Raw genomic sequence first — 22,968 nt, forward strand, 5'->3', positions numbered from 1 at the left:
GAACAAAATAGAAGTCTCCTCCCACTAGTTCTTCCATCAACTCAATCCATGGTCTTTCTCCACGCGCTTGATAGGGCAAAGCCATGTTGATCACTTTATTTACCCGCTCAGGATACAATAGCGCAAGACTCCAAACGACATTTGCACCCCAGTCGTGACCTACAAAGGTGGCATCCTCGTATCCGTAATGATCGAGCAGCGCAATCAGGTCACCAGTTAAGTGTACAATATCATACTCTGTTACTTCGGTCGGACGGGATGAATTACCATAGCCTCGCTGATTGGGGACAATGACATGGTAGCCCGCAGCCGAAAGAGCCGGTATCTGATAACGCCAAGAAAACCCATGCTCCGGAAAACCGTGACAGAGAACGATAGGTTTCCCTGAATTTTGTAGACCTGCTTCAAATACTTCCAGTTCCACACCATTCACAGAAATCATAGTGGGGGCTGGGAATTGGATTGGATTAAATCTTTTGCCGGTTACGTTTGTCATTTTTTTACCATTTAAAATTTGATGTGATGCAAACTTAAATCCGGTCGGTGACAGCCCTATGTCAGTAGTAAAAAGGGACTAGTTGTATTCGGCAAAATAATCTTGAAAAGTCATAGTATGAGACCCAACTATGTTTAGCTGCGGTTAGCGGTCTGTTGATTGTCTTTCATTATCCAATACCTTGATGCTTTTAGTATTATAGCTGTTCCTCAAGACCTATTAGTCATTTAACTAATTCATGCCCCCGGGCGTAGTCAAAACGCTCGTAGAACTGGGGGAAGTTTGCATATCCTGCTCCCGTACAGCTGTGTGGACTGACCCATGGAAATTATCTTCCTCTGAAATATTTCTTGACGCCTTGTCCCAAAACTTATATCCTAATCAATTTTGTGATTGGTTATTTCTAATTCTTACTCGTTATACTGCTAGGTTCACCCGGTTTACTTCATTTTCTACAGCTTTACTACGCAGCAGTCCGCTGAGCTTATGCTGTATTGAAATCCAATTGCAAGTCCCGCAGACGGAAAATTGAAACTACTTCTAAAAAGCATTTTATTTTGGAAACCTATAGTGGAAAGATACCAATTGGCTGTAGCAAATATAGTTTGTGGAAATCAAGAAAGTTCAATACGTCCATCTGACTTATTTACTTAGAAACTAGGTCTTCCTGGCTTATTGCAAGACATATCTATGAAGAGGTGATTGCACATATTTAGAATTCAAATACGCTTGTTTTGCCAAGCTGTATGAGCGTAAACAGACAGTGATCGTACAAAACTGAACACAAAAATCCTGTTCTACAATCCCCAGACGTCCGCTAGACCATATTTTGAGGATGGCATGGATTTTAATACTACAATTAGGAATTAATTATAAGGCAATGAAGAAATTTCAGTTAGGGGAGTTTGAAGAAATAGTCATGCTCACGGTAGGAATATTATATAACGAGGCATACGGAGTGGCTATCAAAAATGAAATTGAAAACCGGATTGGAAGAAGTGTAAGCGTGGGTGCCTTGCAGACTGCATTACAGCGACTGGAGAAAAAAGGCTTTTTGAAGTCATGGGAAGGAGCCGGAACCCAAGAAAGAGCGGGACGACCAAAGCGTTATTTTAACATAACCGCGTATGGTAAAAAAGCATTGGAATATGCCAAGACAACAAGAGAGGAACTTTGGCAAGCAATCCCTACGGTAGCTTGGGATCTTAAAACATCAGACTGAGACCATGCAAAAAAATACTGATTTACCACCCGACTTCATCCTCGTGATCTTCCGTGCTTTCTGCGACCCTAAGCTTCTAGGATCCATCGAGGGTGATCTGATCGAATTATACCATGCACGCATAAAAACCAGCGGGAAACGGAAAGCAAACATCCGCATGTTGCTAGATGTAGTATTGCTTTTCCGACCAGGAATTATCAGACCACTGGGCTTTTCTTCAAACCTAAACCATACCATCATGTTTCGAAACTATTTTAAAGTAGGTTTCCGCAATATCCTTAAATACAGGACATTTTCCTTTATCAATATTTTTGGGCTGGCGTTGGCCATGTCTGTGAGCATGCTTATCCTGACAATGCTTGCCGACCAGAACAGGTATGATCAATTTCATGAAAAGAAAGGCCGCATCTACCGCATCTTGTCAGACTACGAAGGATCAAAAAGCCCCTACGCCACATCGCCTCAACCTCTTGCAAGAACCCTTAAAGACTATCCTACCATCGAAGCAACGACTCACCTGATACCGGGTATTGGTGGAGATGCAACAAATGAAGAGAAAACACAAGAGATTCGGGGTTACTTCGCAGAGCCTTCATTCTTCTCAATTTTCAGTTTTGAACTCGAGTCAGGAAATTCCGGGACAGCTCTTTCTGCTCCCTATTCCATGGTCATCAGCAAGGAAGTGGCCAACAAACTTTTTGGAGATCAAAATCCGGTGGGAAAGAGTCTGCAATTTGAAGACAGAAAGCTACCTTTTCCGCTTGGCGGTGATGCCCCGGGAATACCTTCAGTGGACTGGGGTGATTTTATTGTTACCGGTGTGATCGACGAATCCAGATACGACTCACACCTAGCATTTGACGTGCTTGTTTCAGGCAGCACCATTCCTTCCCTAATAACATCAGAGAAAATGGAAGACCGCCGGGAAAATTGGAAATGGTTTTACCAGACATACACCTATGCGCTGCTTAGAGAAGATCAATCTCCTGATGATCTCTCTATCGCATTAAATGACATTGTCAGTAGTAAGGAAACCGAAATCAAATCAGAATATAACAGCGGCTTCAAGTTGATTCCGCAAGCGCTTTCCGATGTCGCGCTAGGGTTATCCAACAATGATACCAACAACCGATTGCCGCTTATAGGTTATTATTTTCTGGCCATTCTGGCTTTGGTGATTTTGGCATCTGCATGCCTCAACTACACCAGTCTCTCTATAGCCAGAGCTTTGACACGGGCAAAAGAAATCGGCATAAGAAAGGTCACCGGAGCACTCAGGACAAATCTGATAGTACAGTTCCTCAGCGAATCTATCCTCACTGCCCTACTTTCACTTGTAGTAGCAATGGTCCTACTGTTGGCACTTATCCCCTCCTTTAAAGGACTGTGGGTAAATCAATATTTGAACTTTGAGCTTCCATTTATGCCTTCCCTATATTTGGGATTCCTACTCCTTGCCATTGTCATCGGGGTATTAGCAGGACTCTACCCAGCTTTCCTGCTCTCAGGCTATCATCCCATGAAAGCACTGAAAAGCCTGACAGAAGTGGGGCCGGGTAAATTGGGGCTTCGGAAAGTTTTAGGGATTTCCCAGTTTGTAGTATCCCTGTTTTTCATTACCACATCCATCCTAATCTATAACCAATTCAAGCATTATTTGACATTCGACTACGGATTTCAAACCGAAAGCATCGTCAACATCCCACTTCAGGGAATGGATTATCAAAAGTTTAGTGCAGAAATCGAGCGTATTCCCGGCATATCAACCATTTCTGCCTGTGACATCATCCCTGCCACCGGTACCAACAACAATAATGAAGTCAAAATAATGGGAAGCTCCGAAGAATTTCAGTCCGTGGGTGTCCTGAATATAGACCGCAACTTCCCTGCAAATCTGGGGATAGCGCTAATCGCCGGGAATGGTTTTGCCATCAGTGATCAAACCGCAACTACTCAGATACTGGTCAATGAAGCCATGGTTAAGAATCTGGGATATGCAAATGCAGAGGCTATCGTCGGAGAAAAATTTGAAACCAAATGGGGTGAACAGGTATTGGAAATCGCCGGAGTAGTGAGAGACTTCCGATACAAACTCCTACTGAATGAAGATGCGATCTCCCCTCTCATGCTGCGCTACAGTCCAAGCCATTTTCAATACGCCAATGTGAAAATCTCTTCTCCTGATCCAATGAAAACACTCAGCGACTTGGAACATCGGTGGAAAGAACTCGATCCAGTGCATCCTTTCCGCTATGAGTTTATGGATGAGGAACTGGAATCAACACATCAGGGCATTTTTGATGTAGTTTCAATATTAGGATTTATTTCGTTTCTCGCCATTTTCATTGCTTGCCTTGGCTTGCTGGGCATGACAATCTATACCGCTGAGCGAAGAACAAAAGAAGTAGGCATCCGCAAGTTTCTGGGTGCGGGCAATTTCAATATAGCTTTGTTACTAAGTAAAGGATTTCTGCAGATGCTTGTAATAGCTATCCTTCTTGGCGCTCCTCTCAGTTACTTTATCAACAAGCTCTGGCTGGAAAATTTTCCAAATCGCGTAGAGTTTGGTGTCGGAACTGTGGTATTGGGGTCCTCTGTGCTTTTACTGTTTGGTATCCTTACCATAAGTTCCCAGACACTTCGTGTATCCAAAGCTAAAGTCATAGACACGTTAAAAATGGACTGAATGCTTTATGAAAATAAGTAATTGTTTTCTATATAAATTTAGGAAGGGACAGTGCAGATCTGCTGATGGGAGAAAATCACCGGCATGTATGTTGCTTTTACATCCTTACAGGCATAAAAGCTGATATACATAAAGTCAAAAAATAATACCCCAAAGCCCTATGATGTAATGGCTTTGCATTCAAGAAAATCAGTTACAAATCTCCCATTACCAAATGGGTGAAAATATTAATCAGGATCGGTTTTCGGGAATTCATCCTCTTTATTAGGGGGAAGTCCATCACTTTTTTCCGGAAAATAAGGATCTTCTATTTCTTTGGGAGGTTCTTGCACAGGCACTTCTTCTTCATCAGGCAAATACTCTTCTTCTTCCGGAATTTCCCTGTTGGGATTTATTTCATCCCCATCCGGAAGAGGGATTTCTTCAGCAGGAAATGCCGGCCCATCATCATCAGGGAGGGCTGAGTTCAGAAATTACTTAGAATAAGAGGTTACACTACCTGTGTAGCCGGATATGAAATGAACGAATTGTCCAAGATATTGTATTTCAGAAATTGAGGTCATAGTTTCTGTATGTTGGTTGATTGATGTCAATGCCTATGCAAATAATTCCAAGATCCCCTTATGCATTTTTATCCAATTTTTTGGGGTCTAGTTTGGATACACTTCAGGGAAATTGTGCCATAGAGAGAATTTGGCGCCACATTCCGGGATGAGTAAGCATAATCAAAGATTCTGATACTCAGTTTCAGGTGGTAGAGGGAAAAATAGATTGTCTTTTTAGGCAATCATGGTTAGTTTTAATAATCAATAAGAAGCTACAGTCATGAAACTCATTTTTCCCACAGACCCTGTGATCAACGCGGAGATTCCAAGTGATTACCCCATCCCTCCCATCGGAGAGGAATTTTATATCCGGTTCGAAACTTTTATTACAGATCCGGAGGATTGGGAAAAAATAAAAAAACTATTGAAAAAAGAAGCACTGACTGTAGAGAAGGTAGAAGACAATAAAATCTATCTTTATCAAGGCCAAAAAATCGACTTACAAGGCACCATCGAAAGCGATGAATACATGCCTTCTATTGTTCAATATTGGGAAAAGCATCCGGAGACGAAACCTGATCGGATTTAAATTTTTAAAGACATTTGGCCTTACTCTTTGAAGTTCCTTTTGGTCAATCAAATAGCCCCACTCTGGAGGTAGTCACACAGTTAGTGAGACTGTGAGTTTGCCTGCCCTGCTCCCTTACAGCTGTCGGGACTTGCCCAAGGCTACCTTACCCATTACAACCTCCCCAAAAATTGGCCCAATCATAAACCAATTCATTGAATTGGTTTTCGACGGATTGTCCCCCTTCTGGGTGTAGAATAATGGGTAGTGACTAAGGGAACAGAAAATAATAGGCAGCATTCGGTTACTAAGACAATTTATTCGGCCCATGACTACAATAACGGCGGAGCTATATAGCGTAGATTACCTTGCAAATCAGTCAGGCCAGTTTACCTTCATAATCTTCTATTCCTACACATTTAATTTATTGTTGGGCATTTTTGATATAATTGGGAGATTCGCACTCTTGCCAATACTCTACGATTTTCATTAGCATCCTTTTAAGATTATCAAAGCCATCTGGTTTGACAAAAAATCCTTGGATAGATCTAGAATAAGCATCAATAACATTTTTCTGTTGGGCACTCGTCGTAAAAAAAAGGTAAGGAATTGACTTTAATCTCAAATCCTCATTGTTATGGACTTTTTCACGTAGTTCCAGTCCATTCAGTTTGGGCATATTTATATCGGAAAGAACCAGGAATGGTTCAATCTCAGTCTCAATTAAATATTTTAAGGCTTTTTCACCTTCCCCAAAGAAAATAAGCTTGTTCCTGTAATTCAGTTGTTTAAAAACCTCGACCAAAATCAGCTGATCGTCCATGTCGTCTTCAATTATGATAATTGGTCCGCTTTTGTTCATTTTAATCTGTGTGTGTGTGGGTAAATAGTTTATCTTTTTTTAAACAAAGGACAAAGGTGCTTTGAAAAACAATGTGATCACTCATGAAGTCTTGAATATAATAAACCACGCATGAAAATCAACTTCCCTAATGGGACGTAGTAACATATTTGCTTACTCTCGGCGTAATAGTTTTGCACTTATCCTAGCAGCAGGCTAAAAGAATCTTTCCACTGCCTTCATTACCAAGAATCCTTGATATAGGCAGAGTAGATAGAAATATAGCTTTCGCGAAGTGTTCTATTGATAAACCTGAAGTACACTACATCGGCTCCGGCGGTATACTGCTCAGAGAAGTGAAACCGTCTTAATTGCTCTTTTTTGACATCCTTAAAACGGGGAAGGATATGATGCTCCTCCAAGACTACTACCCTGTCAATCTGAAAAGTCTTCATATGAATTTCATTCTCGGGATCCAGCATGGGATACAAGTACTCATAAAGTGGTTTTTCCCACTTGTCCGGTAGCGGCCTTTTGCCTATCACCCATTTGTAAAGTGACTTCCCGCTTATCCCAAGACCATCCTCGATCACGGAAATCCGAATAAGATGCTTATGCATCATCAAAAACTGTCTGCCAAGTGAATCTGCGATCATACCTTCCTTTAAGACTTAACACATAAGTTGAGAAAAATAAAAAACCTCTGTGCAAGTCTGGCTACTTTCAGGGCTTATTCCAATACCCCATTCTATATATCCATTCTCTGAGTAATAAGATAACTTTGTAAAAGTTAAGCGGGATTTACCTGCCCTACTGCCGACAAAGGAGAATAGTTTAGTAAAGTATCTTTAACAAAGAGAAGTGCTATTGAGGGTTGTTCAATTAGCTGGCATCCTTGCAGAAAATCACATCCTAATGATTAGAATTGATGGAAGCCAGCAGTAACAAATTTCATTACTTCTGGGAGCGCACTGCGCCAATAGGACCAAGAGTGAACACCGTCTCGGATCCGAAATTCGTGATCCATTTCTTTCTTTCGCATCGCAATATGTAAAAGGCTGTTGCCTTCGTAAAGAAAATCACCGTCCCCACAGTCAATGTACCAGCGAACACTGTTTTTCTGGTCTTCTGGAACGTTCTCCACTAACTCCAATGCACTGTGATGCTGATAATATGCTTCCAAGTCCTTCTCGGATACTCCTGAATACTGTTTATTCCATCTTTCCAATGCCTCATCCAATGAAATCGGACCAACGTAAGCGCTCAATGGGCAGGCTGCCGAAAATAAATCTGGACGGTGAAGGGCATACATCAGCGTTCCTCCCCCTCCCATTGAAAGCCCTGCAATGGCTCTATACCTTTTTTCTGTCCTGATTCTATAGGTTTTTTCGATGTATGGCATAAATTCATCAAAGAAGAAATCCTCATAATTCCAGTCATTTTTAGGGCTGTTAAAGTATCCCCTCTGACCAGTATTCGCATCGGGCATCACGATAATCATCGCGGTGGAGAACCCCTCCTGGATTGCCATATCTGCAATATGCTTAACTTCGCCGAATTGCACCCAGCCAGTCTGGTCATCTCCAGCTCCATGCAACAAGTATAAAACCGGATAGGAACGTCCGGAGGATTCATAATCTTCCGGAAGATAAATTGAATACTTCCGATCCATAGCTAAAATATTGCTCTTTACAGATAGATTATCGATCACCTTTCCTCCACTCTGGGCAAATAAAGCATCAGAGGAAATCACTAAAAAGGTGAAAATCAAAAAGGTTGCTTGTCTCATGTTTAGATGATTTTATTTCAATATTGCTTTAAAAGGAAAGTACTAAATCTAGCTGGTTAGCGGCTAATAAATATGAAGTTTTTATTGATAATAAAACAGCGAATCATTTAAGAAAATTAACGTTACATCCGCTATTATACCAGTAGAAGTGTAAAGTGGTATAGCGTTCGGTAAAATACAGAAATAACCCCCTTGGCCATCATCGGTCATCCAGACGGCAAAGAAAATATTAATTCTGATATCTTTGCGGAGAATTATATAAAGTTATTATAGATCATTTAATCGTTTTTTAAAGTAGAAAGAAAAACGTTTATCTCCTCAACCGTAGCATCCAGATCATCATGATGCAGGTTGTGGCCTGTCCCCTCCAGATGTATAAGTTTTACGTTCTCCAAACCGGCTACCGCATCTTCATTTGCCTTTTTACCCTCAGCATTGGTGTCAGCCTTAAGAATAATTGAAGGAACCTGAATCTTCTGCAAAGCACCTTCAATCCTCATCGTACCACTCATTGCCTGCTGTTGTTCAGCCGTATAGGCACCGTGGTATTGTTTTTTGGATAGAGCCCAATAGTGTATATCCATAAGATCCCATTTGGGGCTTTGTTTTTTGCCCAACTCCACCAATTCATCGAATGAATAGTTGTTCTGTTTCACCAAAGTTTCAGGACCCCCAAACATATTCACAGAGATTTTTTTGGATTCAGTTTCTTTCTGCTTGTTTGGTTCTTGGGAGCCTCGGGCAGGCCCATTTGTAGGGCGGGCGCCACCTCCCGCAGGACGGGAAACAAAAGAGTCAAGCATGACTATTGCTTTGGCCAAGTCAGGATATTCGGGCCCCACCCGCATCACTGTGGCTGCTCCCATAGAATGTCCCATTAAAATAGGATTTTCCAAGCTCATGGCTTTCACAAAGCCCACCACATCTTTTACCAAAGTCTCTCCATCATCAGAAGAAGTAAATGGATCAGACAGGCCATGACCTCGGGTGTCCAGCATATAGATGTTGTAATCCTTCTGCAATTCCAGACTTAAGGTGATCCAGCAAAGGCCATTGTCCGTGACTCCATGGTAAATCTCCATATTCTCGTTGGTAGCTCCATTTCTGTCAAAAAGATCACCCCATTGCGGAGAGGTCGCTTCCCAAATAAAGGTACCGAGTCCTAGACCATTGGGGAGGTTTTTGACGAAATCACCTGTTTTGTTGAATTCACTGCAGGAACTCACAAAACAGATAATCATTGAGTGTATCTATTTTGAGATTGTTCAGACCACAGGCCTTGTTGATGAGCAGCACACATTTTTCACAAGCCAGTGAAACATGAATTACCCCCTGATAATCAAATGCCCTAACTCAGGTGTGTCAAACACCCTTTCCATTTCCATTCTGATAATCTCCTCCACTTCGCGCTTGATACTCCTATAGTTTTCCTCCACCTCCTCTTGGGTGATTTCCCGTACTTTGGGGATTGGTCGATAGCTTTCCTCCTCCCGCTTCAGCGCTTTATGATCATTAATGATTTCTGCATGAAAAGCTTTCAACGCTATCTTCTGGTCTGGTGTGTCTGCTACCATCCCCACAAATTCACCAGAGGAAAGTGCTGAGATGGTAGAAGCAGGAACGGCCTGATCCAGTTGAGTTGATTTGCTCAGGGAGGTTTCTGAACTGTTGATTGAAATACTCTCCCGGTTTTGAATGATTTTGCCAAAACGCTCTGAAAGTTGCTTTGCGGTATCGCCCAATACCTGTCCACTAATGAAATTCCCTACCGTATTCATAATCACATCGGCCTGCTCTCTCCCATAATCTTTCCTCAGCTGGCTGTAGTCCTGGACTCCCAGGCAGGTGGCCACCTTGTTGGATCGTGCAGTGGCGATCAGGTTATCAATTCCATTGAAATAAATCGTAGGAAATTCATCAAACACCAGACTGGATTTCAGTTTGCCCTTTTTGTTGACCTGCTTGACAATCCTTGAAATATAGAGTGACAATACAGCTCCATAGACCTGCTGCTTTTGCGGATTGTTTCCCATGCATATGATTTTAGGTGCATCAGGATTGTTCAGATCTAGCGTGAACTCACTCTCTGAAAGCACATAATACAGTTGGGGGGAAGAAAGCCGTGCCATGGTGATCTTGGCACTTGCCACCTGACCTTCCAGCTGGTCAAATGCCTTTTTGACCAAAGCAGAGACGAAAGGATTCACCAAAACTTCAATTTCCGGCTCTGTTCGGAGTATAGTAAATAGCTTCTCATAATCGGTCTGCATCAGTTCGATGACATGGGGTAGCGTACAGTATTTGCCATGCCTGTGCTTTTTGAGAAACCAGACAATAGCTGTGAGGAAATTAATCGGGCTTTCCACGAAGAAGTCTCCCTGCTTTTTGATCCACTCCCTATTCAGTCCAAGCATAATAGTACGGGCAGCTTCTGAGGCATCGGTAATGTCCAACATGGTATCCGGCTCTAAGGGATTACATCGATGGGTATGGGAAAGTCTGTCAAAATTGATTGTATAGAATTCCGGTTTCACCTTATAACCAGACAGGTTGTTTTGTAGCGTATTGTAAGCGATACGGGAGAGGTCATCGTACTTAAAGTCATAGACAAACATGGAAAAGCCTTTACTGATGTGTTGGGTGATTACATGGCGGATCACAAAGTAACTTTTTCCAGAGCCTGGAGTACCAGCCACCAATAATGCACGGAAGGGATTGATGATGTTGATCCATGATTTCCTGACCTTATCCTTAAGTCGGTATTCTGCCGGGAGATTAACCGAGTATTCATTTTCCAAGTAGCGCTCTTCCTGAGGAAATGTCTCGTTCAAATGATTAAACACCCCCTGATCAAACCGGTTCTTCAGTAATCGACTCAGAAGGGCTCCTCCCCTCAGAATAAGAATGAACCCTAGACTGGTGACTGTTATGTAAGTAATACTTACCGTATCCTCGTTAAATGGAAGATAAAAGACAAAAAAGCTGCCCGCATAGATTACCAATCCACTGATCAGCGGCCAGAGTATCTGAGCAATTCTGAGTTTATCATCCTTCTTGCCTTTCGCTCCGATCAACGAAATCAGCAATAGCACCAGGGCAAATGCTTTGGAAAAATAGAATTCATTAAACAGGCCCGTATCCCGAATATTGACCAGAAGCCTTTCTGAAATAGCATGTGTAAGACCCCATTGATTGAACGAATGATAACAGTAGTAATAGCAATGCAGACACAGCATTCCAATACTTGCCTTCCTGGTCAGATCGATGATCTTTCTTAACCCCTCTGAATTTTCTCCAGTTTGCATAGACTCAGTTTATTGAATTCGCTTCTTGCGCCTTTTCTTTTTCTTTTGCCTTAGCTCATAAGGAGTTGGATCTTCCGGTTGGTAAGAATTTAAGGAAATCTCCAGGCTGGGAATTCTAGTGTCTGGCCCAGTTTGATACCCACTTATTTTTATCTCCTGCTCTTGTTCCAATGAATTGGAAAACACATGATCCATCGAAAATCTAACAGAAAGTTCATTGGCTGAAAATTCCTTACCCAAGGCCGAACCGTTAAATACGCATCGGTTTACGTTATCTATATAGGTCACCCCGTATAGCCTTCCTTCTTCATTAATCCTAACTAGCGGCTTGATTCCTTTAGTTCTGAGTATGGAAGTAAATTCTTTCAGAGAACTGCAATTTTGCAACGCACCGTGAATTACACCCCGAAGAGTTTCCCGGTGCTGCTTTCTTGCTTCTTTGTTCCGTAAGAACATCTTTTCCAATCTGGCCAAGGTAGGTCTGCAATAAATTGAACTGGCCTTCACAGGAACTCCTACCCGGTTCCCTGCCGTATCCAAAATCGAGTACACCAGTCCTTTATTTTTAAACATTTCACTTTCCTTTTCACCCCGGTATGCACATACATTGAACTGCCCCAACACTGCATTCAGCTCAGGCAGCGAAGCAAATTGATACGAACGTATTACCTCCTGAACAATATTGGATATGGAAGATTTCGTTTCCCGTTTGCCATACGAAGCTTTCTCCAACGGCTTAAGCAGATTAACTTTTTGTTTTTGATGCTCTTCCGCTTTTACAAGATGGTATCGCTTCTCAATTTCCTTTCGGGTCTGTTCTGACAGCACCTTGCCCAGATTATGCGTTTCAATCCGCTTTCCTGAACTTGAAATATTGGTAGTCACCACATGCACATGGGGATGCGCTGCATCAAAATGCTGATAAAGCAAATACGGCTGTTCCCCAAAACCAATCCCAATCAAATAATCAGCTGCAATCTTTTGAAGTGTAAACTCATCTACTTGATCCTTTGGAGAGAAATTAAGTGAAATATGGACGGCGTTTGTTTTTGTCCTTTGATTCAACTTCTGCAAGTTTTCAAAGGCCTGGATCTTTGCAGCAACTGTAAGATTTTTAGCTGCAAACCCTCCCATCTGCACTAGTTTTGCCTGTCCGTTTTTCACCTTCTGTTCATTGTATCGAATCACTCCTCCGATAGTTTTTCCGGTAATGATTTTGGCAACCAACTAGCTTAGAATTTTCAATCCTTCAATCAAGCTATGAAGCGTCTCTATTTTTGCTTTAGTTCGCTCAAAATGAGGGAGCATTTCCTTTACAAAAAACACACGTTGTTTTGGATCAGCCTGCATATGAAAATAGTGCGTAATCTGGTTGATATTCACCCCGATTTTATTCAGTTCATTTCTGAGCAGTCCTAATTCTACCAGAGTGGTCTCCACGGATTCGTTTCGCGTGTTGAGTGTTAACTTTCTTTTGAAAAGCACATCCCTAACCAGCTCACTTATCGTCTGACAATAGGCAGCTTTTTGGAGTAAGGAGTTGAGCTTTTGCTTTTCCTGGTCAGTCAGTCTTACCGTGAGCCATATGGGTTTCTCGTTAGCTGATTTTTTCATAAAGGGAACAGGATTATAAAATTCGACTTCGGAGAAATTTTATCCCCACCCGAAACTCCGGCAGTGGTGGGCAAGATCGGATTGTGGCACAATCCTACATCTTGCTCATTGCCAACACGCAATGCATAGCACTACCAGCATTAGAGCATTTGGTTGTAAAAGGAGGAAATAAAATACTTGTTGGAAACCCTCAGTTTTCCAGGTTCCAGACCCAGTCATCTACAGCCATAATCCAATCTCGTATAGAGGTACCTGATTCATTACACCAGTCCATTCCCTGATAATAGAAATAGAATACTTCCGCTTCGGAAGCAGGAACTTGAAGGGAGTTAAAGTAAGCCTGTACCTGTTCCAGCGAAGGCGGAACATTTCTGGAAAAGTTGAAATTCTGAGCTTCGAGATTCATAACGATTATCGTTTTTGATGAAGCTTAAAAGTGTATCAGTACGAATTGGAAAGGTCACACTGTAATCAGAAGGTTGAGTAACAAATCTTAAGGACCCGGGAGCAAATCCTCAACAAATTGCTAAAAACAGTTCGCCCAAATTATGATTATGTGATCATAGATTGCCCTCCTTCTGTTGAACTTCTGACAGTAAATGCCTTGGTAGCGAGTGACACCATTTTGTTACCATTACAAGGAGAGTACTTCGCATACAAAGGAGTGGATCGGCTGTTGGGAATTGTCCAGGAAGTACGGGAAAATCTTAACGAAAATCTGGAAATCGGAGGAGTCTTCATCACCCAAATCAATACAAACCGGATCCTGACCAAAACCATAGTAACCTGAGTTCGATTAATAATAAGGGTAAATCGGAGGTAATATTTGGTGAAACAAGTAGATAAAGCCAAGAATTATAGTTGTATTTAATTATCTGACAATCAAATATTTAACTACATGTTCATGACTCTATCTACTGATAAAATTACTGATATTTTCTATTTAATCGATGAATTCTGCCTTGAATTTGACAAACAATTAGGGGGTATATCGTCGGCAACGAGCCCTAGAGAAAGCCTAAAATGAGCACCAGTGAGGTTATTACCTTGATGGTACTGTTCCATTATGGTAGTTTTCGAAACATGAAACACTTCTATCTACATTATGTAAGCATGCATTTGGGGGGACTTTTTCCAAATCTTGTTTCCTACAACCGCTTCGTGGAACTCATGCAGCAAGCGGCTGTCCCAATGGTATTGTTCCTTAAAACAAAGTGTTTTGGTGAATCAACCGGCATAGCCTTCATTGACTCTACACCAATCATGGTCTGCAAAAACAAACGCATCAAACGCAACAAGGTATTCAAAGGGATCGCTGCCACAGGAAAGTTTACCATAGGCTATTTTCATGGATTCAAGCTTCACCTGGTGGTCAATGACAAAGGTGAGCTGTTAAGTGTGATGATCACACCTGGAAATGTGGATAATAGGGAACCTCTTAAAAACCAGTCATTTGTACAGGCCCTCAAAGGAAAGCTCTTTGCCGATAAAGGCTATATTTCACAGACACTCGCAGAGGTGCTTTTTCTGGACGGACTCCACCTGATCACAAGTATCAGAAACAACATGAAGAATGTACTTATGGAACTTAAAGACAAAATACTCCTACGCAAGCGATCCGTTATTGAGACCATCAACGACGAACTCAAAAACATCTGTCAGGTAGAACATTCCAGACACCGCTCATTCGACAACTTTATAACTAACCTAATTGCTGGATTGATCGCTTACTCTTTTTTTGATAAAAAGCCTGCCATCAAATACGAAGCTGTAGAATCAAACCAACTGACCTTTTTTTAAAATCGAACTCAGGTTAATAGAAAATCTAACCGAGGGTCTACAGGATAAATTATTCGACACCAAATCCGGATCACTGTAGCACTGGCCGAAGTTCAGCTACAGGGGCAGAGCATATTTGAGTATGCCCCGGATTCAAACGGAGCGAAGGATTACGAAATGCTAATTGAGGAAATTATAACCAAACTAAACTGAGCACAACATGGCTAAGAGACTAAATGACCCGAGCAAGGGCAATAAAAACCTTGGGACCAAGCAAAGAGGTTTAGGGATGCTGATCAAATCAGAACCTGAAACACAGGAAAAAGAAAAAGTATCCAGTAAAGAATTTGACACGGAAGATGTGAAAATCTACTCTCTCCGGATTCCTACTGATATGTTTGATAAGCTGAATTATGAGATTGGCAGGGAGACTAATGCTTCGTGAGAGACATGATTTTGAAAGCGGTAGCGGAGCATTATGGGATTTAACGACCAGATATGGTGAGTGGGGGATTAGAAAGCACTAACCTCTCGTCTTGCACATAGCCACGCCTTGATTTAAATTTAAAAATTGTGACGGACTTTCCAATCCCAACGAAAACATCCTGACTGATAAGACCCTGTCCGTTCATAGCATTTGTTACAGGGCGTCTTTTCTGTTTTCATAAAGTTCGATTGCCTGCAGATATTTTATCGCTCCGTTCATTGTCAAGTCGTGAATGAACCCATCAAATACAGGGTAATTTCTATTTGTCCAGTTGACCAAAGAATCTCTTTCCATTTGGATATTCCGGAGCATTCTGTCCGGAATATCCACCATTTGCCAGACACCCCAATTAGCATCCAAACACTCGAGTGATTCAAGCTTGGTAATTTGGTTCGCGTTAAACGAGATTCTAAATCGACAAGTCAAAGGGTCGTTTTTTAGAAATTTATAATGTTTGGAACTTGATGCTACAGTCGCAATTATCTGATCGTTTTGATCTTCCAGTACGACAATTTCATAAGTTGGCTGAAAAATGGAATCCCACTTAAATTGTTCATTAAAACTTTCCTGAGAGTAAAGCATTACATACTTTCCTTCTACAATGATAAGATTTCCAAAATATTCCCATATCTAACATCTTCAGAACTGCTTTTTTCACTACATGCAGCAATAAGAATGAGACTGAGAAAGGGAAATTATTATTTCATTGGTTATAGGTTGGTTTGACTCGAATAAATGCCATCTCATCATTTAGGTTGATGTAGGAATACAACATACCATCCTTAAAAAAGGATTGATAAAAGGAGTAGTCAAATGCTACCTTTTCCTCATGTAGTTGGTTGAGATCCGAATCAAAAATTGTCAGCACAGTTTTCAGTACGAGAGAGTCTCCGATCATTCGATCCTTGTCATAACTGAATCTCCAGAACTTTTCATTCTCCTCATCGTAGAGAAATTTACCAAATTCTACCTCTTTAGAGTGCTCTTTGAAAATGGGTTTCCGTTCTTCTTCACTGCTAGATTCTTTTGTGGAATTTCCTATTTTTGCTTGTGATGTGAGTTGGGAATGAAACACCTTATGAATTAGAGTGTCTTTTATCATGTCAAAGACAAATGCTTCATTAAAAGCGCTTGTGGATACAATTAGATTGTTTTTTGATTTTGCGATATAGGATGATTCTCCTTTTTCAAAACCATATTGGTTTTGTATAATAAACTGTTTGAGGCTACGGAGTTCTGGAATGGGGATTTTACGGATCGTGGAACTCCCGTTCAGGGATTTGGGGTTGTCTTTTATCGACTCCCGTTCAGGGATTTGGGGTAATGGCCATCCTTTTATTTTTGCCTGTTTCAAGTTTGAAAAGTGTTACTTCAGGAGCCGAAGTTCTTCAATTAAATTTTCTTTCTTGCGTCTCCTTAATCTTTTCCGTTTTATAGAACAATGAATTATGAAGCACCATCAGGCCTTGGGCGACAAAGACCGGAAGGAAAAGGAATAAAAAGCGAAGCGTAGCAAGCGGCTTTATGACGGAAGCTTACGGTCGCACAGAGCCCAGAGGACTAACTTGGTGAGGAATTCAGGGGTAAGAAAAATCATCAGACTAGATAGAAAGATTTTTTCAATGGTAGAATAAGAAAAGAACAGACTCCAACGAATATCCACAGGTATTCGACGTAAATCAATTGAGCTCCACAGTATATTGATTGCAGCAGACTTTTTTGTGAGAAAATAGCAACTTTATCACTAAAAATGAATTTATCCCTGTATTTTCAACAAGCATAGCTTCTTTGAATTCTATTGCAAAATCAATCTCAAATTAATTTAAGTCTTTCACTCCCTCATTTAACTGTAAAGCATTCCCCTTTCATTGATTGGAAAACTGCTTATACTAATCTTTGGAAAAAGATGCGTTCAACCTTCAAGCTTACCCTTATTTTTTTATTTTCTCTAGCAATCTGGACTGATATCCACGCCCAAAATGAGTACATAGACAGCCTGAAAACAGAACTGAAAAACCATCAGAAAAAAGATTCTACGCTCGCACTACTTTATTATAAGCTGGCTTTTTCTCACTTTCAAAGCGATCAGGAAACCACCCTCACCTACTTAATACAAGCAGAAAAGCTAAGCGATAGTTTAGCTTATGCTGGAGGTAAAGCCAGAACCTTATACCTCAGAGGAATCCTGGAAAGCATTAAATCCAATTATCCTGAAAGTTTAGAATACTTTGAACGCTCCATGAAACACTATGAGCAGATCAATGACCAGGACGGGATTGCGAGCATTTTAACTGCTTTTGGAATTACCCACATGTCGCTTTCCCAATATGATCAGGCTATTATCGCCTATAATAAAGCTGCTGAAATCTATCAGAAAACAGGAAATGAACGGGAATTGATCACCACCTTAATAAATAGTGCTAATGTTTACTCTGAAACTGGCCGATATAAGGAAGCTATCGCAAATTTCGAGGAGGCCCTCTATCGAAGCAAGGCAAGCCAGGATCATTCCGGTGTAGCATCCGTCCACGCAAATATGGGGGTGATCTATCAGACTCAGGGCAACTACCCTTTGGCTTTGGAAAATTTCAATAAAAGTCTGGAATACCAAAGAGAAACCAAAGACTCTCTGGGCATGGCCTATATGCTTTATAATCTGGGGGATACCTATGAGCTGTTAAAGAAAAATGACAAAGCGATAGCCTACTTCCAACAATCCATGGCTTTTGTCCAGCAAATGGGGATTAAAAATCTCATCGCGCTCAATAATAGCAGTTTGGGTAATATTTATGTTAGGAAAAATGAATTTGAGAAAGCACTCATCTATTATCGTATAGCCCAGGAAACCAATCAGGAAACAGGCAATATCAAGCAAATGGCCATGAATCTGGTTTACCTTGGAGAAGTTTACTTGTCGCTCAACAACCCTATTCAAGCCCGTGAGAATTTTTTAAAAGCAAAGGAAATAGCAGAGGAAACAAGCCTGAAAAGTATTATGGCTACCAGCCTCTCGGGATTGGCAGAAACATTCTTAAAGGAAAATGATTACCAGAAAGCTCTGACTTACTCAGAAAAGGCAAAGGTCATTGCCGATGAACTTGGCCTGTTAGAAGCCCAAAGGACTTCCTCCAGGCAACTTTCTGAGATTTTTGAAAACACCGGTCAGTACCAAAAAGCGTTGGAATACCATAAACAATTCAAAGCCTTCAATGACAGCTTATTCAACAAGGAAAATATTGAGAAAATAACCCAATTGGAATACGAGTACAAGTACAAACAAGCGTTGGATTCTGCCAATATCAGAGAGCTCAAACTCACCAAAACAGTATTGGACACCTCTCAGGATCTGGCAAAAACAAGGCAAAACTACCTCTGGGCTGTTATTGGTATTTTATTGGTATCCCTTGGGTTGGGGATCGTAATTTTCTATCAAAAACTTAAAAACGAAAAAACGAAAACAGCCACAATCATTGTAGAACAAAAGCTTCTGCGCTCTCAAATGACTCCCCATTTTATCTTCAATTCCTTATCGGTTTTGCAGGGAATGATTTTAAATAAAGAAGAGCAAAAATCAATCAGCTACCTTTCTAAATTTTCAAGATTATTGCGCATAATCCTGGAAAACTCCAGGGATAAAATGGTATTGCTCTCCAATGAAATTATTGCGGTAGAAAATTACCTGGCGCTACATAACCTTGAAGACCATCAGTTCCAATATTCCATCACAGTGGATGAGCAAATAGATCAATCCTCCATTGGAATTCCTCCTATGCTAATCCAACCCTTTGTCGAGAATGCCATAGAACACGCCTTCACGGAACTACACGAGGAACGTAAAATAGAAATTCATTTGGGTTTTATGAATGAAAAGCTCATCTGCACTATCGCTGACAATGGAATAGGGATTGATTCCCAAAAGAAACCTAATGAAAACGGCAAAAAATCATTGGCTACCACCATTACCAGAGAGAGACTTAAGATATTATCAAAAGACTTTAACATGAAGGGACAAGTCAGCATTGAAGACCGTTCCAAATATCAGGAAGAAGGAACCATCGTGACATTGACGATTCCCTATAAACAAAATCAAGAAGCATGAATGCACTGGTGATCGAAGACAAGGCTTACATCAGAAAAGCTCTGATCAATTTACTCCAATCCACAAGTCCGGAAGTAAACATTATTGGGGAATGTGAATCGGTCAAAGAAGCAGTGGTGGTTGCCAAAGCCTGCAAGCCGGATCTGGTTTTTCTGGACATCAATCTCTCTGATGGTACAGGCTTTGATTTTTTGGACCAAACCGAGCATCTGGAATTCAAAGTAATTTTCACCACTGCCTATGAGGAATTTGCGCTTCAGGCATTGAAGATCGGGGCAGTGGATTACCTTATGAAGCCAATAGATCCTGAGGAACTTCAGATTGCATTGAACAAAGTCACTAACAAATCAGCTGTCGAGCAAAAAGAACAGATCAACTGGGTAAAAAAAGTATGGAATCAGGATGAAGCTACTTTGGTACTTTCTCTGAGTGATAGCTTTCAGGTAATTAATCTACATGAATTGCTGTACTGCGAATCAGACAAAGGCTACACCACTTTTCACCTGTCTAATGGCAAAAAGCACATGGCTTCCAAACCCATCAAGGCCTTCGAAGACCAACTTGAAAAAGTGAACTTCACCAGAGCCCACCAATCTTTTATGGTCAACTTGAAGTTTATCGACAAGTATGATAAATCCGGAACAATTTACCTGATTAATGGTAAGCAAATCCCGGTTTCCTTCCGCAAAAAAGACACTTTTTTAACCCGGTTTCTGGAATTCAACAATCACTAATCCTTACTACCTTTTTCTAACTACCTACAAATCCAGCAGTTTCTAAAAAACGAAATTAGCCCCTTAAATGACTTTTATGAATTGGGACTTGACGAATATTTACTGCCTCTTTTATCGTCCATTCCTTCTTCGCACTTTGATTAAAAGAAAGCAATTCTTTCACCGCCCGCCCAAAAAAGGCATAAGCGCTTCAGTTTAAGAATTGATCTGAAAAACTATTAATCAAAGGAAAACATGGAACAAATCAAATCAAGACTGGGGCAAGGTGGACTTCTACTTGCTGCAATGGGCATCTTATCAATGGTACTTGCACTATTCAACTACAATTTCAGGTTGCTTTCCTGGGTAGACATTTGGGGAAATGGAATGGGCTGGGTAATCCGAATTCTTTTGATCGGTATAGGTGGAGCATTGTTTTTTCTCTACGGTAGAGAAAGTGAAGAGTAAGGTTCTTATCCCTCCCATCTCAAATTGAACCTACCTGACCAGAGTGGCCTAACCCGGCCACACACCTTAGAATAATTAAACAGCACCTGTGCGGAAGTCCGTCAACTGCGAGACGTTCCTGATACAACCCCATAACGCTCTTAGGGAAGGGACAGGCAATCCTGCTCCCCCAGTCACAGGAAAGGTTATCACTAGTAAAAAACAACTAATCAACAGATGAAAAATCATATCGTATTATTCGCACTTGTACTGATTGTACTAGTTTCCGGCTGTGGTGGAAACCCCAGCGACCAAGAAGCGACAGAAGAAGGGTTTCTTAAAATTCAGGATGCGCTAAAGGAAAAATTCGGAAATAAAGCTTTTTACACCGAATTAAACATAAGCTACTACGAGGCTATAGGAATGGTTATCGGGGTTACAGTTACAAATGAACCCGAATCACTTGAAATGGGCCAATGGAGCCTTTCTCAGAATTCATGGACCCAAACCTCGGAAATCTCATTGGAAGTCCCTGAAGGCATGCAAGCCTCAGACTATATGTTTCAATTGGGGGATCCCATCGATCTAGGCCTGCTGGGAAGACTGATTGAGGAATCGAAGGATAACCTCGAATCAGAAAAGGATATTCCAAAACCTGCCTTCCAGCTTGCTTGGGTAAAAATCCCCAAAGACGGAGTTCGATCCAAAATAGAATACCTGGTCAAGTTACAACCGGAAAATGGCGGAACCACTTTTACCTATAACTACAACTTAAACGGAGAACTGATAGACCTGTTCTATTAGGATTTTCACAGTCTTTTCAATACTAAAAGGCATTTCATTTTACCCTCCAAGAAAATGAAACCACCTTTTTTTCAACTAATTAAAACTGAAAATTCATCTGTAAAAATAAAGAGCAGACTTTTAAATGAACTAAAGTCAAAACATAAATCATGAATACTAACCTACCATATTATCCTCCAATCCATCCTAAAAAGTCCTCAAAAAAGCGGGATGAAAAATGGGATGATGCAATGGCATTTTTCAGGATAGGTAACTTTAAACAAGTAATACCTACCCTTCTGGACTATGTAGACGGTGACTTAGACAGCAAAAAAATCGAAAACAGTTATGAGATTCCCCATGGATCTGTGGTGGTTTGTATTACGCAAACCGAGGATGAGATCGTAATAAAATGTCCTTTTTTAGCTATTGAGAATGCCAAAAAAGTCCCTTTAATGCGACGTTTGGCAGAGCTGAGGATGCACCCCCTTAATTTGGCCACTATAGTAATCGAGAACAACCTGGTCTTTTTTACTTTTTCCTGTCCCCTACAACTATGTGAACCTTATAAAATCTATGCANGATGCACCCCCTTAATTTGGCCACTATAGTAATCGAGAACAACCTGGTCTTTTTTACTTTTTCCTGTCCCCTACAACTATGTGAACCTTATAAAATCTATGCAGTTCTTCGCGAAATATGTCTTTATGCCGACAGTTACGACGATGAACTGATCGAGAAATTTGGAGCTAAGCATTTAAAAGCCCCTTTGATCCACCCATATCCGGGAGATCAAAAGGAGGAAGCTTTTTCCACTATAAAAATAATAGTAGACGAAGGTATCCATCGATTTGACTACTACATGGAAAAACGCCAAAGTTCCAATGCATGGTACAGCCTGAATAGTACGCTCAAAAAAATTGAGTTCTACGCCGAACCCCAAGGCTATCTGAGAACCCTGCTCGAAAAAGCTGTGAATGGCATCCAAGACAGCGCTGAACCCTTCCAGTCCAGATTACTCCAAGGCAGAGCCAGCCTTGAAAAGCTGAAAAACTACCCGAAGGAAAAGTTTTTTGAAGATCTCTATCAAATTGAAACTTTCATTCCCTACAAATTCAGTGGCAAAAAAGAGAACATCAGAGAAAACTGGGAAGACAGCTATTTGCAGGGGAAAGAAATGATTTCCAACTATCAGTTTGAGGAAACCTGCAACCTGATGCAATCCTGTTTCTATAGCCTTTTCTATTACAATTTAGTCGATGAAACCATCAGCAAACCACTTACAGATGCCCTTGCTCAGTCCAGTGGATTGGACTGGAACCAGGCAGCTCCGATTTTAATGAACGGGATGGAATCCATCATGGAGGATTCCTTATTCGGTGATGAATTCGGTATGGATTTATCCAAAATTATGGGCTCCCAAATGCAGCAATCCATGGCTGCAATTCAACAGATGATGGCAAATTTCAAGACCAATTAAACCCGGATTATGCATTAGAATAATTAAAAGGGGGGCTTAGATTCTGAATTTGGGAGAAGATGCCATCCATCCAGGGTCTTTTTTTGACTGGTAAAGAGATTTTCAAGACCTGTT

22 protein-coding genes and 1 pseudogene are annotated in these 22,968 nt (G+C 41.0%); 11 read left to right on the plus strand and 12 right to left on the minus strand.

The window, feature by feature from the left end; all coding sequences use genetic code 11:
* On the minus strand, positions 1 to 496 hold a 496-nt coding region (locus tag U3A58_RS20675), incomplete at its 3' end, for an alpha/beta fold hydrolase (RefSeq protein WP_323826298.1).
* An 880-nt stretch (positions 497 to 1,376) separates the two neighbouring features.
* On the opposite strand from U3A58_RS20675, the gene U3A58_RS20680 reads away from it, so the two are divergent.
* On the plus strand, positions 1,377 to 1,718 hold the full coding sequence (locus U3A58_RS20680; RefSeq protein ID WP_323826299.1) for a PadR family transcriptional regulator: 342 nt from the start codon (positions 1,377 to 1,379) through the stop codon (positions 1,716 to 1,718).
* Between the two features lie 4 nt (positions 1,719 to 1,722).
* Positions 1,723 to 4,404 carry an ABC transporter permease gene (locus U3A58_RS20685; RefSeq protein WP_323826300.1) on the plus strand — a complete coding sequence of 894 codons (2,682 nt, stop codon included), beginning with the start codon at positions 1,723 to 1,725 and terminating at the stop codon, positions 4,402 to 4,404.
* 227 nt (positions 4,405 to 4,631) lie between these two features.
* On the opposite strand, the gene U3A58_RS20690 is transcribed toward U3A58_RS20685, so the two are convergent.
* Complete coding sequence (locus U3A58_RS20690; protein ID WP_323826301.1) at positions 4,632 to 4,760, minus strand: hypothetical protein; 129 nt, start codon at positions 4,758 to 4,760, stop codon at positions 4,632 to 4,634.
* Between the two features lie 469 nt (positions 4,761 to 5,229).
* Here U3A58_RS20690 and U3A58_RS20695 point away from each other — a divergent pair, with 469 nt between their 5' ends.
* Positions 5,230 to 5,538: a hypothetical protein gene (locus U3A58_RS20695; RefSeq protein WP_323826302.1), complete on the plus strand. Its 309-nt coding sequence runs from the start codon at positions 5,230 to 5,232 to the stop codon at positions 5,536 to 5,538.
* A 403-nt stretch (positions 5,539 to 5,941) separates the two neighbouring features.
* Here the strand turns inward: U3A58_RS20695 and U3A58_RS20700 are convergent, their stop codons facing one another.
* The 8 genes from U3A58_RS20700 to U3A58_RS20735 form a co-directional block, all read right to left on the minus strand.
* Entirely contained in the window at positions 5,942 to 6,379 is a 438-nt protein-coding gene (locus U3A58_RS20700; RefSeq protein ID WP_323826303.1) for a response regulator, read from the minus strand.
* A 221-nt stretch (positions 6,380 to 6,600) separates the two neighbouring features.
* A complete protein-coding gene (locus tag U3A58_RS20705) occupies positions 6,601 to 7,014 on the minus strand; it encodes a hypothetical protein (protein ID WP_323826304.1) in 414 nt (137 codons plus the stop codon).
* A gap of 263 nt (positions 7,015 to 7,277) precedes the next feature.
* Positions 7,278 to 8,147: an alpha/beta hydrolase gene (locus U3A58_RS20710; RefSeq protein WP_323826305.1), complete on the minus strand. Its 870-nt coding sequence runs from the start codon at positions 8,145 to 8,147 to the stop codon at positions 7,278 to 7,280.
* Positions 8,148 to 8,425: 278 nt separating this feature from the next.
* The gene (locus U3A58_RS20715) at positions 8,426 to 9,388 is read right to left on the minus strand and encodes an alpha/beta fold hydrolase (protein ID WP_323826306.1); all 963 of its coding nucleotides are present in this window, start codon (positions 9,386 to 9,388) and stop codon (positions 8,426 to 8,428) included.
* 84 nt (positions 9,389 to 9,472) lie between these two features.
* Entirely contained in the window at positions 9,473 to 11,452 is a 1,980-nt protein-coding gene (mobC, locus tag U3A58_RS20720) for a conjugal transfer protein MobC (RefSeq protein ID WP_323826307.1), read from the minus strand.
* A gap of 9 nt (positions 11,453 to 11,461) precedes the next feature.
* Positions 11,462 to 12,679 (minus strand): relaxase/mobilization nuclease domain-containing protein, encoded by a 1,218-nt coding sequence (locus tag U3A58_RS20725; RefSeq protein ID WP_323826308.1) that lies wholly within the window; start codon positions 12,677 to 12,679, stop codon positions 11,462 to 11,464.
* Positions 12,680 to 13,066, minus strand: a complete 387-nt coding sequence (locus U3A58_RS20730) for a plasmid mobilization protein (protein WP_323826309.1) — start codon at positions 13,064 to 13,066, stop codon at positions 12,680 to 12,682. It abuts the gene before it with no gap.
* Positions 13,067 to 13,256: 190 nt separating this feature from the next.
* Complete coding sequence (locus tag U3A58_RS20735) at positions 13,257 to 13,472, minus strand: hypothetical protein (RefSeq protein ID WP_323826310.1); 216 nt, start codon at positions 13,470 to 13,472, stop codon at positions 13,257 to 13,259.
* A 105-nt stretch (positions 13,473 to 13,577) separates the two neighbouring features.
* Between U3A58_RS20735 and U3A58_RS20740 the strand changes: the two genes are divergently transcribed.
* The 3 genes and pseudogenes from U3A58_RS20740 to U3A58_RS20750 all read left to right on the plus strand — a co-directional run bounded on the left by U3A58_RS20740 (position 13,578) and on the right by U3A58_RS20750 (position 15,290).
* Positions 13,578 to 13,856 (plus strand): ParA family protein, encoded by a 279-nt coding sequence (locus U3A58_RS20740; protein ID WP_323826320.1) that lies wholly within the window; start codon positions 13,578 to 13,580, stop codon positions 13,854 to 13,856.
* Positions 13,857 to 13,970: 114 nt separating this feature from the next.
* A pseudogene (locus U3A58_RS20745) lies at positions 13,971 to 14,866 on the plus strand (IS982 family transposase).
* 199 nt (positions 14,867 to 15,065) lie between these two features.
* Positions 15,066 to 15,290 carry a hypothetical protein gene (locus tag U3A58_RS20750; protein WP_323826312.1) on the plus strand — a complete coding sequence of 75 codons (225 nt, stop codon included), beginning with the start codon at positions 15,066 to 15,068 and terminating at the stop codon, positions 15,288 to 15,290.
* 195 nt (positions 15,291 to 15,485) lie between these two features.
* On the opposite strand, the gene U3A58_RS20755 is transcribed toward U3A58_RS20750, so the two are convergent.
* Both U3A58_RS20755 and U3A58_RS20760 read right to left on the minus strand, forming a co-directional pair.
* Positions 15,486 to 15,914 (minus strand): hypothetical protein, encoded by a 429-nt coding sequence (locus U3A58_RS20755; protein WP_323826313.1) that lies wholly within the window; start codon positions 15,912 to 15,914, stop codon positions 15,486 to 15,488.
* A 121-nt stretch (positions 15,915 to 16,035) separates the two neighbouring features.
* The gene (locus U3A58_RS20760) at positions 16,036 to 16,686 is read right to left on the minus strand and encodes a DUF4221 family protein (protein ID WP_323826314.1); all 651 of its coding nucleotides are present in this window, start codon (positions 16,684 to 16,686) and stop codon (positions 16,036 to 16,038) included.
* A gap of 552 nt (positions 16,687 to 17,238) precedes the next feature.
* Between U3A58_RS20760 and U3A58_RS20765 the strand changes: the two genes are divergently transcribed.
* The 5 genes from U3A58_RS20765 (at position 17,239) to U3A58_RS20785 (ending at position 22,854) form a co-directional block, all read left to right on the plus strand.
* Positions 17,239 to 19,431, plus strand: coding sequence for a tetratricopeptide repeat protein (locus U3A58_RS20765; RefSeq protein WP_323826315.1), 2,193 nt, complete (start codon positions 17,239 to 17,241; stop codon positions 19,429 to 19,431).
* Positions 19,428 to 20,165: a LytR/AlgR family response regulator transcription factor gene (locus U3A58_RS20770; RefSeq protein WP_323826316.1), complete on the plus strand. Its 738-nt coding sequence runs from the start codon at positions 19,428 to 19,430 to the stop codon at positions 20,163 to 20,165. The genes U3A58_RS20765 and U3A58_RS20770 overlap by 4 nt, the downstream gene beginning before the upstream one ends.
* A gap of 234 nt (positions 20,166 to 20,399) precedes the next feature.
* On the plus strand, positions 20,400 to 20,612 hold the full coding sequence (locus U3A58_RS20775; RefSeq protein ID WP_323826317.1) for a hypothetical protein: 213 nt from the start codon (positions 20,400 to 20,402) through the stop codon (positions 20,610 to 20,612).
* Between the two features lie 216 nt (positions 20,613 to 20,828).
* A complete protein-coding gene (locus U3A58_RS20780; RefSeq protein WP_323826318.1) occupies positions 20,829 to 21,395 on the plus strand; it encodes a hypothetical protein in 567 nt (188 codons plus the stop codon).
* Between the two features lie 562 nt (positions 21,396 to 21,957).
* Positions 21,958 to 22,854 (plus strand): hypothetical protein, encoded by an 897-nt coding sequence (locus U3A58_RS20785; RefSeq protein ID WP_323826319.1) that lies wholly within the window; start codon positions 21,958 to 21,960, stop codon positions 22,852 to 22,854.
* Positions 22,855 to 22,968: the final 114 nt, after the last annotated feature.

It is taken from the genome of Algoriphagus persicinus, from assembly GCF_035156415.1.
Classification (GTDB): Bacteria; Bacteroidota; Bacteroidia; order Cytophagales; family Cyclobacteriaceae; genus Algoriphagus; species Algoriphagus persicinus.

Coding starts and splice junctions, on each gene's coding strand:
- U3A58_RS20685 (WP_323826300.1), top strand. CDS start 1,723: ATGCAAAAAAATACTGATTTACCACCCGACTTCATCCTCGTGATCTTC.
- U3A58_RS20695 (WP_323826302.1), top strand. CDS start 5,230: ATGAAACTCATTTTTCCCACAGACCCTGTGATCAACGCGGAGATTCCA.
- U3A58_RS20700 (WP_323826303.1), bottom strand. CDS start 6,379: ATGAACAAAAGCGGACCAATTATCATAATTGAAGACGACATGGACGAT.
- U3A58_RS20710 (WP_323826305.1), bottom strand. CDS start 8,147: ATGAGACAAGCAACCTTTTTGATTTTCACCTTTTTAGTGATTTCCTCT.
- U3A58_RS20730 (WP_323826309.1), bottom strand. CDS start 13,066: ATGAAAAAATCAGCTAACGAGAAACCCATATGGCTCACGGTAAGACTG.
- U3A58_RS20715 (WP_323826306.1), bottom strand. CDS start 9,388: ATGATTATCTGTTTTGTGAGTTCCTGCAGTGAATTCAACAAAACAGGT.
- U3A58_RS20775 (WP_323826317.1), top strand. CDS start 20,400: ATGGAACAAATCAAATCAAGACTGGGGCAAGGTGGACTTCTACTTGCT.
- U3A58_RS20750 (WP_323826312.1), top strand. CDS start 15,066: ATGGCTAAGAGACTAAATGACCCGAGCAAGGGCAATAAAAACCTTGGG.
- U3A58_RS20785 (WP_323826319.1), top strand. CDS start 21,958: ATGCACCCCCTTAATTTGGCCACTATAGTAATCGAGAACAACCTGGTC.
- U3A58_RS20735 (WP_323826310.1), bottom strand. CDS start 13,472: ATGAATCTCGAAGCTCAGAATTTCAACTTTTCCAGAAATGTTCCGCCT.
- mobC (WP_323826307.1), bottom strand. CDS start 11,452: ATGCAAACTGGAGAAAATTCAGAGGGGTTAAGAAAGATCATCGATCTG.
- U3A58_RS20770 (WP_323826316.1), top strand. CDS start 19,428: ATGAATGCACTGGTGATCGAAGACAAGGCTTACATCAGAAAAGCTCTG.
- U3A58_RS20680 (WP_323826299.1), top strand. CDS start 1,377: ATGAAGAAATTTCAGTTAGGGGAGTTTGAAGAAATAGTCATGCTCACG.
- U3A58_RS20705 (WP_323826304.1), bottom strand. CDS start 7,014: ATGATCGCAGATTCACTTGGCAGACAGTTTTTGATGATGCATAAGCAT.
- U3A58_RS20765 (WP_323826315.1), top strand. CDS start 17,239: ATGCGTTCAACCTTCAAGCTTACCCTTATTTTTTTATTTTCTCTAGCA.
- U3A58_RS20780 (WP_323826318.1), top strand. CDS start 20,829: ATGAAAAATCATATCGTATTATTCGCACTTGTACTGATTGTACTAGTT.
- U3A58_RS20755 (WP_323826313.1), bottom strand. CDS start 15,914: ATGCTTTACTCTCAGGAAAGTTTTAATGAACAATTTAAGTGGGATTCC.